Source organism: Bradyrhizobium sp. UBA2491, from assembly GCF_002341725.1.
Classification (GTDB): Bacteria; Pseudomonadota; Alphaproteobacteria; order Rhizobiales; family Xanthobacteraceae; genus Bradyrhizobium.
Map to the genome: position 1 here is coordinate 77,691 of NZ_DDOP01000006.1, position 13,666 is coordinate 91,356.

Annotated in this window: 11 protein-coding genes; 9 read left to right on the plus strand and 2 right to left on the minus strand. The window is 65.4% G+C overall.

The features are described 5' to 3' along the window. The first annotated feature begins 36 nt into the window (after positions 1–36). A complete protein-coding gene (locus B2W55_RS01780; RefSeq protein ID WP_024581637.1) occupies positions 37–2,271 on the plus strand; it encodes a CHASE2 domain-containing protein in 2,235 nt (744 codons plus the stop codon). Between the two features lie 61 nt (positions 2,272–2,332). Here B2W55_RS01780 and B2W55_RS01785 read toward each other — a convergent pair whose 3' ends face one another. Further along, entirely contained in the window at positions 2,333–3,940 is a 1,608-nt protein-coding gene (locus tag B2W55_RS01785; protein ID WP_024581638.1) for an ABC transporter substrate-binding protein, read from the minus strand. Positions 3,941–4,149: 209 nt separating this feature from the next. Between B2W55_RS01785 and B2W55_RS01790 the strand changes: the two genes are divergently transcribed. The 7 genes from B2W55_RS01790 to B2W55_RS01820 all read left to right on the plus strand — a co-directional run bounded on the left by B2W55_RS01790 (position 4,150) and on the right by B2W55_RS01820 (position 11,776). Next, on the plus strand, positions 4,150–5,802 hold the full coding sequence (locus tag B2W55_RS01790; protein WP_024581639.1) for an ABC transporter substrate-binding protein: 1,653 nt from the start codon (positions 4,150–4,152) through the stop codon (positions 5,800–5,802). A 199-nt stretch (positions 5,803–6,001) separates the two neighbouring features. Further along, the gene (locus B2W55_RS01795) at positions 6,002–6,955 is read left to right on the plus strand and encodes an ABC transporter permease (protein WP_024581640.1); all 954 of its coding nucleotides are present in this window, start codon (positions 6,002–6,004) and stop codon (positions 6,953–6,955) included. Positions 6,956–7,047: 92 nt separating this feature from the next. Beyond that, the gene (locus B2W55_RS01800) at positions 7,048–7,935 is read left to right on the plus strand and encodes an ABC transporter permease (RefSeq protein WP_029879182.1); all 888 of its coding nucleotides are present in this window, start codon (positions 7,048–7,050) and stop codon (positions 7,933–7,935) included. A gap of 202 nt (positions 7,936–8,137) precedes the next feature. After that, positions 8,138–9,199, plus strand: coding sequence for an ABC transporter ATP-binding protein (locus tag B2W55_RS01805; RefSeq protein ID WP_371412469.1), 1,062 nt, complete (start codon positions 8,138–8,140; stop codon positions 9,197–9,199). Beyond that, positions 9,196–9,393 carry a hypothetical protein gene (locus tag B2W55_RS01810; RefSeq protein ID WP_024581643.1) on the plus strand — a complete coding sequence of 66 codons (198 nt, stop codon included), beginning with the start codon at positions 9,196–9,198 and terminating at the stop codon, positions 9,391–9,393. Before B2W55_RS01805 ends, B2W55_RS01810 begins: the two co-directional genes overlap by 4 nt. Beyond that, positions 9,390–10,802, plus strand: a complete 1,413-nt coding sequence (locus B2W55_RS01815) for an Asp-tRNA(Asn)/Glu-tRNA(Gln) amidotransferase GatCAB subunit A (protein ID WP_024581644.1) — start codon at positions 9,390–9,392, stop codon at positions 10,800–10,802. The genes B2W55_RS01810 and B2W55_RS01815 overlap by 4 nt, the downstream gene beginning before the upstream one ends. Next, the gene (locus tag B2W55_RS01820; RefSeq protein WP_024581645.1) at positions 10,799–11,776 is read left to right on the plus strand and encodes an ABC transporter ATP-binding protein; all 978 of its coding nucleotides are present in this window, start codon (positions 10,799–10,801) and stop codon (positions 11,774–11,776) included. The genes B2W55_RS01815 and B2W55_RS01820 overlap by 4 nt, the downstream gene beginning before the upstream one ends. Here the strand turns inward: B2W55_RS01820 and B2W55_RS01825 are convergent. Continuing rightward, on the minus strand, positions 11,773–12,681 hold the full coding sequence (locus B2W55_RS01825; protein ID WP_024581646.1) for a LysR substrate-binding domain-containing protein: 909 nt from the start codon (positions 12,679–12,681) through the stop codon (positions 11,773–11,775). The genes B2W55_RS01820 and B2W55_RS01825 overlap by 4 nt on opposite strands. 106 nt (positions 12,682–12,787) lie before the next feature. Between B2W55_RS01825 and B2W55_RS01830 the strand changes: the two genes are divergently transcribed. After that, positions 12,788–13,570: an acyl-CoA thioesterase domain-containing protein gene (locus B2W55_RS01830; protein WP_024581647.1), complete on the plus strand. Its 783-nt coding sequence runs from the start codon at positions 12,788–12,790 to the stop codon at positions 13,568–13,570. Positions 13,571–13,666 lie beyond the last annotated feature (96 nt).

Below are 13,666 nucleotides of genomic sequence, written 5' to 3' on the forward strand. Positions count from 1 at the left end.
CGTGATCGGCTCGCGCGACCGTGATATCCAGACGGCATGAAACGGCTGAGGGCGATACGAAGGTGGTTCGGACGGCGCTTCGGTTATGCGCGGCTGGCCTGCGTCGGGCTGCTGATCGGCGTGGCCGCGCTGCGCGCCGCGGACCCGGCTCCGGTTCAGGAAATTCGTGTCAGGATGTTTGACACCTTTCAGGTGCTCCAACCCCGCAAGAAGGCTGCGCATCCGGTCACCATCGTCGACATCGACGAGAAGAGCCTCGCCGATCCGCGGCTCGGACAATGGCCCTGGCCCCGCACGCGGATCGCCGACATCGTGATCAATCTCACCCGGCTCGGTGCCGTGGTGATCGCCTTCGACGCGGTGTTCTCCGAGCCGGACCGGCTCAACCCCGATATCGCGGCCGACACCTTCAGCAGCCTCGACGAGGAGATGCGCACCAGGTTGCGGCAGCTGCCGAGCAACGACAGCATCCTGGCCGACGCCATCAAGAGCTCGCGCGTGGTGCTCGGCGAATCCGGCGGCCCCAATGTGCGCGCCGACCTCAATGAAAAGCTGCCGGTCACAGGATTTGCGATGCTCGGCGAGGAGCCGCAGCAATTCATGGTCGAGTTTCCGGGGCTGTTGCGCAACGTGCCTGTGCTCGAAGAGGCGGCGGCCGGACGCGGCCTGTTCACGATCAAGCCGGAACGCGACGGTATCGTGCGGCGCGTGCCGATGATCATGGTCGCCCAGGGCATCACCATGCCGTCGCTGACCTTCGAGATGCTGCGTGTGGCGAGCGGCACGGGCACCATCCTGATCAAGGCCGACGAGGCCGGCATCCAGAGCCTCGGCGTCAAGGGTTTTGCGATCCCGACCGATCGCAATGGCCAGCTCTGGATTCATTACGCGCCCCGCGATCCCTCGATCTATGTCTCGGCCATCGACGTGCTGGAGGGACGTGTCGCGCCGGACAAGATCGCCGGAAAGCTGGTCCTGATCGGCACCTCCTCGATCGGACTGAACGACATCAAGACGACGCCGGTGACGCCGGCGATGCCCGGCGTCGAGGTTCATGCCCAGGTGCTGGAGAGCGCGCTGACCGGCGACGTCGTCTCGCAGCCGAACTACGGCATCAGCATCGAATTCCTCGCCGCGCTGGTCATGGGTCTGCTGGTGATCGCCTTCGCCCCGAAGTTCGGCCCGGTGACGCTGGTCGCGGTCGGCGGGCTGTTCGCCTCGGTGCTGATCGGCACCTCCTGGTACTTCTATGCCCAGCATCGGCTCCTGATCGACTTCACTTACCCGCTGATGTCGACCACGGCGATCTACCTCACGCTGATCTTCTCCGCTTTCGTGCGCGAACAGCAGCAGCGCCGGCAGATCAGGTCGCAGTTCGTGCAGTACATGTCGCCCGCGCTGGTCGAGCAACTGGCGCAATCGCCGGAGCGGCTGGTGCTCGGCGGCGAGGAGCGCGAGATGACCATCATGTTCTCGGACATGCGCGGCTTCACCTCGATTTCGGAAACCTACAAGAGCGACCCGCAGGGCCTCACGGCGCTGATGAATCGCTTCCTCACTCCGCTTTCCAACGCGATCCTCGCCCGCAAGGGCACGATCGACAAGTATATGGGCGACGCCATCATGGCGTTCTGGAATGCGCCGCTCGACGACAGACAGCACCAGATTAACGCCTGCGACGCCGCGCTCGACATGCTGGAGCGCATCGGCGACCTCAACCGCGAGCGCGAGCAGGAGGCGCGGGATGGCGGGCATGTCTATGTCCCGCTGAACATCGGCGTCGGTCTCAACACCGGCACCTGCGTGGTCGGCAATATGGGTTCCGACGTGCGCTTCGACTATTCGGTGTTCGGCGACAGCGTCAACCTGGCCTCGCGGCTCGAGGGACAGTCCAAGGAATATGGCTTCCCGATCATCGTGGGATCGAAGACCGCGCTCGCGGTGAAGGAGAAATTCGCGATCCTCGAGCTCGACTTCATCATGGTCAAGGGCAAGAAGGAGCCCGAGGTGATCTACGCGATCGCCGGCCGCGAGGACGTGGCGAACTCCGGGCGCTTCCAGCGGCTGCGCAACCTGACCATCGAGATGCTCGCCTGCTACCGTGGCCGTGACTGGGACGGCGCACTCGCTGCGATCGAGCGCGGCCGCAAGACCGATGAGGCGCAGACGTTGCAGTATCTCTACAGTCTCTATGAGGCACGGATTCGCGCCTTCCAGGCCGAACCGCCGCCGGTCGATTGGGATGGCGCGTTCGCGTTGACGACGAAGTAGGCGATGTCGTCCCGGCCCCCGTGCGCAATTGCGCGCTAGGCCGGGACGACGGCGGAGAAGGTCACTCCAGCCCGATCTGCGTCAGATCCTGGAACCAATGCTGCGCCTGCACGAAGGTCTTCACCTTCGGCGATAGTGCGTGCGGATTGGTGTCGTGCACCACCCAGACCAGCGCGGCATCGTCGACGATCAGTGCGTGAGCTTGCGCGAGCAACGCGTCCTGCTTCGCGGTGTCGAAGGTCTGCCTGGCTTCGTCGATCAACGCATCGACCTTCGGGTTCTTGTAGCCGCCCCAATTGACGCCCGTCGGCGCCACCTGGCCGGAATGGAAGAACCGCACGATGGCATAGAGTGGATCAGACGTGACATAGGCGATGTTGTTGGCGGTGATGCCGGCGTTCATCTCGTCGGCCGCGCCCTTGCGCCAGTGCGTATAGAGCGTCTCGAGCTCGACCACCTTGAAGTCGATGTCGATGCCGATCTCCTTGAAGCTCTGTTGCAGGAATTCGTTCATCGGCAGCGACAGCATCTGCCCGGTACCGCCCTGGGCGATAATGAAGGTGGTCTTCAGCGGCTTGTCCTTGGAGTAGCCGGCTTCCGCGACCAGCTTCTTCGCTGCGGCGAGGTCGTATTTCAACTCGAAGCTCGGCTTGCCGAACCACGGGCTGGACGGGTCGACCTGGCCCTTGGCCGGCTTCGCCAAACCATTCATCAGGCCGACCACCGCGTCGCGATCGATCGCGAGGTTGAGCGCCTTGCGCAGCCGGATGTCGGTCCAGGGCGAGCCTGGCAGCACGCTCAGATGATAATTCCAGACATGCGGCGTCACGTTGTCGACGATCCTCATGCCGGCGGCCTTGAGCTGTGGCACGGCGTCGGGCGCCGGTGTTTCGATCAGGTCGACCTGGCCGGCCAACAGCGCATTGGTGCGGGTCAGCGCTTCCGGCATCGGGATCAGGATCATCTTGTCGACCTTGGCGAGCCGCTTCTTGTCCCAGTAATCCGGATTCTTCGTCAGCTCGGCGAGCTCGCGCGGCACCAGTCTGGTCAGCTTGAACGGGCCGGTACCGGAGGGCTGGCTCGCGAACTTGTCCCAATCCTTGCCGAGCTTGTCATACTGCGTGGGACTCGAGACCAGGAACCAGAGCATCTGGTAGGGGAAGAACGAATCGACCGTCTTGGTCGTGATCTCGATCGTGGAATCGTCGATCTTGGCGTAGCTCGCAACCGAAGGCAGGCGGGTCTTGACCTGCGCGCTCTGCCGCTTGTCGAACTGTGGTGCCTTGTCATTCAGCACCTTGTCGAGATTCCAGATCACGGCATCGGCGTTGAAATCGCTGCCGTCGTGAAACTTGACGCCTTTGCGCAGCGTGAAACGCCATTTGGTCTTGTCGCTGTCGTCGACCTTCCATTCGGTGGCGAGTCCGGGCACCAGTTTGCCCGGCCGGTCGGCAACGTCCATCTCCCAGGCGACCAGCGGATCGTAGATCGTGTAGGCCGTGAACTGATAAGCGCCGGCACCGCGATCGGGCTGGCCCGTCGTCAGCGGAATGTCGGCCATCGAGATGCCGTAGCGCACAATGGATTCCGCTTGCGCGGACAAGGAAGGCCAGCCCGTGATGAGGGCAAGCGCCACAGCCGCCGTCAGGATCGAATTGCGCGCACGCATGTAAAGGCTCCGTTGGTGGGACGTCGGAGCCGAATGGTGCAAGCATGATGCCAGAATAGGCATCTTTGTGCGGTGCAGGGGCGAGGTGGGAAGAAATGACGCGCCCGGCGGTCATTTGCTGAAGAACTATTCCCCTTGGCACAGGCATTGCATACGCTTGCCCAACAAATAATCACCAAAACGTCACCAGTCTCGAAGGGGTTGCTCAGATGCGTAACAGGAAGACCAATGCGGCAGCGATGATGCTGGCGCTCGCGATGGCCAATTGCGTGCCGGCGATCGCCAGCGCCGAGACCGTGCTGCGTATTGGCATGACGGCCGCCGATATTCCGCGCACGCTCGGGCAGCCCGACCAGGGTTTCGAAGGCAATCGCTTCACTGGCTTGACGATGTATGACGCCCTGACGATGTGGGACCTGTCGTCGTCGGACAAGGCCAGCGCGATGATCCCGGGCCTCGCCACCGAGTGGAAGGTCGACGATGCCGACAAGACCAAGTGGGTTTTCAAGCTGCGTCCCGGCGTCACCTTTCATGATGGCTCGCCGTTCAATGCCGATGCGGTGGTCTGGAACGTCGACAAGGTTCTGAAGCAGGACGCGCCGCAATACGACGCGAGCCAGGTCGGCGTCACCGCTTCGCGCATGCCGACCTTGGTCTCGGCGCGCAAGATCGACGACATGACGGTGGAGCTGACCACCAAGGAGCCGGACAGCTTCCTGCCGATCAACCTCACCAATCTGTTCATGGCGAGCCCGGCCAAGTGGCAGCAGTTCTACGACAAGGCCGAAGGCGCCGACGCCAAGGCGAAGTCGCAGGCCGCATGGGCTGCGTTCGCCAAGGACGCCTCGGGCACCGGTCCCTGGAAGATGTCGAGCTTCACCCCGCGCGAGCGGCTCGAACTGGTGAAGAACGAGAACTACTGGGACAAGGCCCGCGTACCGAAGACCGACAAGATGGTGCTGTTGCCGATGCCGGAGGCCAATGCGCGCACCGCCGCGCTGCTGTCCGGGCAGGTCAACTGGATCGAGGCGCCGGCGCCGGATGCGTTGCCGGAGATCAAGCAGCGCGGCTTCAATCTCTATTCCAACGAGGAGCCGCATGTCTGGCCGTGGCAGTTCTCCCGCGTCGAGGGCTCGCCGTGGAACGATATCCGGGTCCGCAAGGCCGCCAATCTCTGCATCGATCGCGAAGGGTTGCGCGATGGCCTGCTCGCGGGACTGATGGTGCCGGCCACCGGCACGTTCGAGCCGGGTCATCCGTGGCGCGGCAACCCGACCTTCCAGATCAAATATGACAAGCCGGCTGCGCAAAAGCTGATGCAGGAGGCGGGCTTCGGCCCGAACAAGAAGCTGACGGTCAAGATCCAGACCTCGGCGTCGGGATCGGGCCAGATGCTGCCGTTGCCGATGAACGAATATCTGCAACAGGCTTTGGCGGAGTGCTACTTCGATGTGCAGCTCGATGTCATCGAGTGGAACACGCTGTTCACCAACTGGCGGCGCGGTGCCAAGGACCCGTCGGCCAATGGTAGCAATGCGATCAACGTCACCTACGCGGCGATGGATCCGTTCTTCGCGCTGGTGCGCTTCCTGCAATCGGGCATGGCGCCGCCGGTCTCGAACAATTGGGGCTTCAACAACAATCCGAAGTTCGACGAGCTGGTGAAGAAGGCCCGCCAGACCTTCGAACCCGCGGCCCGCGACGCGGCGCTGGCCGAGCTGCATGCGGCATCCGTCGACGATGCAACCTTCCTGTTCGTCGCCCACGACGTCGCGCCACGGGCGATGAGCCCGAAGATCAAGGGCTTCGTGCAGCCGAAGAGCTGGTTCGTCGACTTCTCGCCGGTCACGGTCGCGCCGTGACACGGGACGCATAGACCGGTGCACCCTCTCCCCTTGTGGGAGAGGGTGGCTTCGCGAGAGCGAAGCCGGGTGAGGGGTTATCTCCGCGGATGCTCCTCTCGCCGATGTGAAGTGACTTTGGCCGCGGACAGAACCCCTTATCCGGCGCGCGCTGCGCGCCACCTTCTCCCACCAGGGGAGAAGCAAGAGAGAACGCAACGTGCTCGCCTATACGTCCAGACGGATCGTCTACGTCATTCCGATCGTGCTCAGCGTCGCGCTGGTGTGCTTCCTGCTCGTGCATATCACGCCTGGCGACCCGCTGGTCGCGGTGCTGCCGGCCGATGCCTCGCAGGAGCTCGCCGCGCAATTGCGCTCGGCTTATGGTTTCGACCGCCCGCTGCCGGTGCAGTTCGGGTTGTGGCTGTGGCGCGCGATCCACGGCGATCTCGGCAACTCGATCGCGACCGGGCGCCCGGTGCTGTCGGAGGTGATGCGCGCGGTCGGCAACACCGTGATGCTGGCGGTCGCCGCCGCAATGATCGGCTTCACGCTAGGCTTGCTGTTCGGGCTGATCGCCGGCTACTTCCGCGACACCTGGGTCGATAAGGTCGCGACCTCGATCGCGATCGCAGGCGTCTCGTTGCCGCATTACTGGCTCGGTATGGTGCTGGTCATCATCTTCTCGGTGCAGCTCAACTGGCTGCCTGCGGTCGGCGCCGGACCCGGCGGCTCCGCGGCCTGGGCATGGGACTGGGAGCATCTGCGCTATCTGGTGCTGCCGGCGATCACCACCTCGGTGATCCCGATGGGCATCGTCACCCGCACCGTGCGCGCGCTGACCGGCGACATCCTGAGCCAGGACTTCGTCGAGGCGCTGCGTGCCAAGGGCCTGCGCGAGACCCACGTGTTTCGCCACGTCGTCAAGAACGCGGCACCGACCGCGCTCGCGGTGATGGGCTTGCAACTCGGTTATATGCTCGGCGGCTCGATCCTGATTGAGACGGTGTTCTCCTGGCCGGGCTCGGGCCTGCTGCTGAACTCGGCGATCTTCCAGCGCGATCTGCCGTTGCTGCAGGGCACGATCCTGGTGCTGGCGCTGTTCTTCGTGCTGCTCAATCTCCTGGTCGACATCGCGCAGGCCGCGATCGATCCGCGCATCAAGCGGAGCTAGAGCATGATCCGGAAAAGTGGAGACCGGTTTTCCGTCGCGACAAACGCGGAACGCGTTTGCGCGGAGATCATGCTCCAACCAAGAGCCGTCCTATGAGTGCGATGTCAGATACTGCATTGCAGGCTGCACCCGCGAGCAAGGCGCGCGGCTACTGGGCGACGGTCGGGCGACGGATCCGGCGCGACAAGGTCAGCATGGCCTGCGCCATCATCCTGCTGCTGATCTTTGCCTCGGCGCTGCTGGCGCCGTGGCTGCATCTCGCCGATCCCTATCAGGGTTCGATGATCCGCCGTCTCCGCCATATCGGCACGCCGGGCTATCCGCTCGGCACCGACGAACTCGGCCGCGACATGCTGGCGCGCTTGATCTATGGCGGACGGCTGTCGCTGGTGATCGGTATCCTGCCGGTGATTCTCGCCTTCGTGATCGGCACCTCGCTCGGCCTCGTCGCCGGCTATGTCGGCGGTAAGCTCAACACCGCGATCATGCGCACCGTCGACGTGTTCTATGCCTTCCCGTCGGTGCTGCTGGCGATCGCGATCTCGGGCGCGCTCGGCGCCGGCATCACCAATTCGATCGTGTCGCTGACCATCGTGTTCGTGCCGCAGATCACCCGCGTCGCCGAAAGCGTCACCACCGGCGTCCGCAACATGGATTTCGTCGAGGCGGCGCGCGCCTCCGGCGCCGGTCCCTTCACCATCATGCGGGTCCACATGCTCGGCAATGTGCTCGGCCCGATCTTCGTCTACGCCACCGGCCTGATCTCGGTGTCGATGATCCTGGCCGCCGGTCTCTCGTTCCTCGGGCTGGGGACGAAGCCGCCGGAGCCGGAATGGGGCCTGATGCTGAATACGCTGCGCACCGCGATCTATGTCAACCCATGGGTCGCGGCGCTGCCGGGTGCGATGATCTTCGCGGTCTCGATCTGCTTCAATCTGCTCAGCGACGGCATGCGCAGCGCCATGGACATCAGGAACTAAGCACGATGAAAATACTCGCGGCCGCTCTCCGCAACGACGGTCCACCTCTCCTTCTGTGGGAGAGGTCAGATCGCATCGTTAGATGCGATCTGGGTGAGGGGTTACGGCCTCTCGTTGGACCTAAGGCCCTCACCCGGCGCTGCGCGCCGACCTCTCCCCGGTGGGGAGAGGTGATACCAGCGTGCTCGGTATGATCGACACAATGACCTCCATCGACATGTTGGAGCCGGTCGCCGACCTCGGCGGCGCCGCGCAGCCGCTATTGCAGGTCAACGGGCTGACCAAGCACTTCCCGGTGCGCGGCGGGCTATTCAGCCCGCGCAAGACCGTGCGCGCCGTCGACGACGTCACCTTCGCGGTCATGAAGGGAGAGACCGTCGGCATCGTCGGCGAATCCGGCTGCGGCAAGTCGACCACGGCGCGGCTGCTGATGCACCTGATGCCCCGCGATGGCGGCGACATCATCTATGACGGACGGCAGGTCGGCCCGTCGCTCTCGCTGCGCGATCTGCGCCGCGGCGTGCAGATGGTGTTCCAGGACAGCTACGCCTCGCTCAACCCGCGCCTCACCATCGAGGAATCCATTGCCTTCGGACCGAAAGTCCATGGCATGGCCGATGATACGGCGCGCACGCTGGCGCGCGAACTGCTCGGCAAGGTCGGCCTGCGGCCGGAGATCTTTGCCAATCGCTATCCGCATGAGGTGTCCGGCGGCCAGCGCCAGCGCGTCAACATCGCCCGCGCACTGGCGCTGTCGCCGCGGCTCGTGATCCTCGACGAGGCGGTCTCGGCGCTCGACAAATCGGTCGAGGCGCAGGTGCTCAATCTGCTTGCCGACCTGAAGCGCGAATTCGGGTTGACTTATCTCTTCATCAGCCACGATCTCAATGTCGTGCGCTATATCTCCGACCGCGTGCTGGTGATGTATCTCGGCGAGGTCGTCGAACTCGGCCCGGTCGATGCGGTGTGGGATGCGCCGGCGCATCCCTATACCCGCGCGCTGCTGGCGGCGATGCCGTCATCGGATCCCGACAAGCGCACCGAGGTGCCGCCGATCTCCGGCGATCCGCCCAATCCGATCGATCCGCCGTCAGGATGCCGGTTTCACACCCGTTGTCCGTTTGCGGAGCCGCTCTGCGCAAACGACACGCCAAAACTCAGCGATCTCGATACAATGGGTCATCAAGCGGCATGCTACATGGCCATTCCTGGCTCGGGGCACAGCCGCGCGCCGGCAAAAGCAAAAGGAGAAAACGCGGCATGACCAGGCCCACACCCAAGGACGTCAAGGTGATCGCGCACGTCGCCGACGTGCCGGCCGATGACGAGGTCGCGAACCGCATCGCCAATTCGATCGGGCCGGCCTTCGACGGCTTTGCACCGATCGCCGGCACGCTGCCGTTCGATCTCGAACCCGCGAGCTTCCTGCTGGCGCAGATCGCAAAGGTGTCGAAATGAGCTCCGATCCGGCCCTGATGACGCTGACCGCGGTCGCCAAGGCGATCGCCGAGAAGAAGCTCTCCTCGCAAGAGGTGACGCGCGCCGTGCTGCATCGCATTGCCGAGTGGCAGCCGCGCCTCAACGCCTATATGGCGATCGAATCCGAACCGGCGCTCGCCGCGGCGGCCGAAGCTGACGCCGAACTCGCGAAGGGCAAGAGCCGCGGCGCACTGCATGGCGTGCCGCTGGCGCACAAGGACATGTATTACGACGCCGGCAAGGTCGTGACCTGCGGCTCGCTGATCCGCCGCGACTTCGTGCCGAAGACCACCGCGACCGCGTTGCAGCGGCTGAAGGATGCCGGCCAGGTCCGGCTCGGCTCGTTGCAGATGGTCGAGTTCGCGTTCGGGCCGACCGGCCACAACGTGCATTACGGCCCGGTGCGCAATCCCTGGAACACCGAGCACATCACCGGTGGTTCGTCGTCGGGCTCGGGCTCGGCGGTCGCTGCGCGTCTGACCTTCGCCGCGCTCGGCTCCGACACCGGCGGTTCGGTGCGCATGCCCGCGCATTTCTGCGGCGTCACCGGGCTCAAGACCACGGTCGGCCGGGTCAGCCGCGCCGGCGCGATGCCGCTGTCGCAGTCGCTCGATACCGTCGGCCCGCTGGCACAGACCGCGGAGGACTGCGCGCTGCTGCTCGGCCTGATGGCCGGTGCCGATCCCGAGGATCTGACGGCGTCGACGCAGCCGGTGCCGGACTATTTGGCCGCGACCGGCCAATCGCTGAAGGGTCTCAAGATCGGCGTCCCGACGGCGTTCTATGTCGACGATCTCGATCCCGAGGTGGCGCGCGCCCTCGACGAGACGGTGGCCACCCTCAAGAAGGAAGGCGCCGAGATCGTCAAGGTCGAGCTGCCGGATCAGCGTCAGCTCAGCGGCGCGTCGCAACTGGTGCTCGCGGCCGAAGCCGCCGCCTTCCACAAGCGCTGGATGATCGAGCGGCCGCAAGATTACGGCGCGCAGGTGCTGATGCGGTTGCAGAACGGCCTGACCATTCCCGCCGTCAGCTATCTCGAGGCGATGCGCTGGCGCGGGCCTGCGCTGGCCGCGCACAATGCGGCGGTCACCGGGATCGATGCGGTCATCGCGCCGTCCTCGCCGGTGCCGGCGCCGACCATTGCCGAGAGCGATGTCGGCAACGGCCCGGGCGCGGAAGCCGTGATCCAGCGGCTGACCCGGTTCACCCGTCCGGTCAATTATCTCGGCGTGCCGTCGCTGACGATTCCCTCCGGCTTCACCAAAGCGGGGTTGCCGGTCGGCATGCAACTGATCGGTCGCTCCTTCGAGGAGGCGACGCTGCTCCGGATCGGCGCTGCGTTCCAGCGCGCGACCGATTTCCACGCCAAGGTACCCAAGCTCGCATGACCAATCTCGTCGAGATCAACAACCTCAACATCCGCTTCACCGGCGATCGCACGGTCCATGCCGTGAACGATCTCAGCCTGTCGCTCGGCGAAGGCGAGGTGTTGGGGCTGCTCGGCGAGTCCGGTTCCGGCAAGAGCGTCACGTTGCGCGCGCTGATGCGGCTGTTGCCGCGGAAGCGCACGCAAATCTCCGGCAGCGTCAAGGTGCTGGGCCAGGAGGTGCTGGCGATGGACGACGACGCGCTGTCCGCGTTCCGCGGCCAGACCGTCTCGATGATCTTCCAGGAGCCGGCGCTGGCGCTCGATCCGGTCTACACTATCGGGCGCCAGATCGCCGAGACGGTGATGCGCCACGAGGGCAAGAGCGAACGCGACGCCACCGCGCGTGCGCTCGAGATGCTCGAAGTGGTGCGGATCCCCTCGGCGAAGCGACGGCTGGACTCCTATCCGCACGAGATGTCGGGCGGCATGCGGCAGCGCGCGATGATCGCGCTGGCGCTGGCCTGCAAGCCGAAGATCCTGCTCGCGGACGAGCCGACCACGGCGCTCGATGCCACCGTGCAGATCCAGATCCTGCTGCTGCTGCGCGAGTTGCAGCGGGAATTCGGCATGTCCGTCATCTTCGTCACCCATGACATCGGCGTCGCCATCGAAATCTGCGACCGCGTCGCGGTGATGTATGCCGGCCAGATCGTGGAGCAGGGCGCCTTGCGCGACATCGTGCGCACGCCGGCGCATCCCTATGCCAGGGGCCTGCTGGCCTCGACCATTCACGGCGCGATGCGCGGCCAGCGCCTCGAGACCATCCCGGGCACGCCGCCCTCACTCGATCAGGCGCCGGCCAGTTGCTCGTTCGCGCCGCGCTGCAAGTTCGCCGAGCAACGTTGCAGTGAGGGTTTGCCGCCGAGCGTGCAGGTCGCGCCCGGTCATTTGGCACGCTGCGTCCTGGCTGAGGCCGCCGCCGCGACGGTTTAGCTCGCGCGCGCGACGGCGTCCGCGATCCAGCGCCGCACGGCGGCGATCCGGCGGTCCCGGGCCTGTTCGGTGCGGGAGACCAGATAGATCGTCTCGTGATGCGTCGGCTCGAACGCGAACGGCGCCACCAGCCGCTTGCCGAAGCCCGGCCGTACCTTGATCAAGGGCGCCATCGCCAGCGCCACGCCGAGCCCGTGTTCGGCGGCTTCCAGCATCGCCGGCACGCTGTCGAGCCACAGATGCCCGCGCGGCGTGAGGTTCGGCAGCCCGGCCTCCTTCAGCCAGGCCGGCCATGCGCGCGGCTGGCTCGTGACATGGATCAGCACCTCGCGCGACAGGTCGGCGGGTGTCCGCAGCCCGCCTTTGACCAGCGCCGGCGTGCAGACAGCCAATCCCCTGACCTCCACCAGCGGCTCGACCTTCAGCCCGGTGGCGTGCTCCCGCCCGTAGCGGATCGCGACATCGACCCGGGAGCCGGAGAAGTCTGCATATTGATGGGTGGCCTCGATCCGCAGCGTCAACTGCGGATGGCGCCGCTTGAACTCCGGCAGCGCCGGCAGCAGCACGGCGCTGGTGAAGAACGGCAACGAGCTGATCCATAGCTCGCCGCTGGCTTGGCCGCGTTGCCGCAGCATGTCGCGGCTCGCCTCCTGCAACGTCGCCAGCGCGGCCGACACCTTTGCCAGATAGCGTGCGCCGTCGTCGGTCAGTCGCACCGAGCGCGCGCCGCGGACGAACAGTCTGGTGCCGAACTGCTCTTCCAGCCCGCGGATCTGGTGGCTGATCGCCGAAGGGCTCAGCGACAGGTCGCGCGCGGCGCGCCGGAAGCTCAATTGCGTTGCCGCGCGCTCGAAGGCGAGCAATGCCGCAAGCGGCGGGATGGCCCGAGGGTCCGGGGCGTCCAATGGGTGAATTCTGTTCACCTCGAGTGATGAATGGCCTTTTGTCATGATCATCATTCTTCGCCCAGAATGCCCGAACGCTCAATCCTGCTCACCTTGGGAATCTGCCTTGGCCATCTTCGAACCGCTCGCCGCGCCGCATCACTGGAAGCCCGCCGCGCTGGCGGCAGGGCCGTTCGCAGGCCTCCAGGGCGGCGCGGTCGCGAGCCTGTTGACCGCCGAGGTCGAGGCCTTGGCAGAATCGCGCAATTGGGGCTCCGCGATCTCGGCGGCGGCCTGGTTCCTGCGGCCGACCCCGATGGCCGAGCTGCGCACGCAGATCGGCGTCGTGACGGAGGGCGGCCGGGTCAGCGTCGTCGACAACACGCTGTGGCCGGCGGGCGAAGAGCAGCCCTGCGCGACGGTGCGCGTCACGCTGTCGCGCGAACGCGCGGTCGCGATCCCGGGCTTTCGTGAACAGGCGACCGAAGCCGTCGATCCGCTGCAATTTCCGTTGCGGAACCTGCACGCCGTGCATGGCCGCAGCTGGTTCATGGATGCCATGGAAGCTCGCGCCGGAGATGACGCGGCCTGGTTCCGGATGCATCACGGCGTGATCGAAGGGGCCGGCCCGCTGGCGCGGGTGCTGGGTCCGGCGGACTGGACCCATGGCATCGCCCGTCCGGTCCATAACGTCGTCGCCGACCCCAATCCGAACCTCGCCGTTCAGTTGTTCAGGCCACCGCGCGGCGACTGGGTCGGCGTTCGGGCCGAGAGCCGCTGGCGTCCCGAGGCGGGGCTCGGCGTCGGGAGCGGTGTGCTGCTCGATGTGGATGGCGAGATCGGCCGGGTCTCGATGTCGGTCATTCTCGTGCCCTATCCGAGAAGTCCGGCAGATGCCGCGGCCGGCTAACCCTGGTTATTCCGTCAAACCTCTGTGCCATAACGAAAATAGGTCGCGAACCATCTCCGGTTTGGCGCGACTTAAATAGACGATGGCCACAAACGT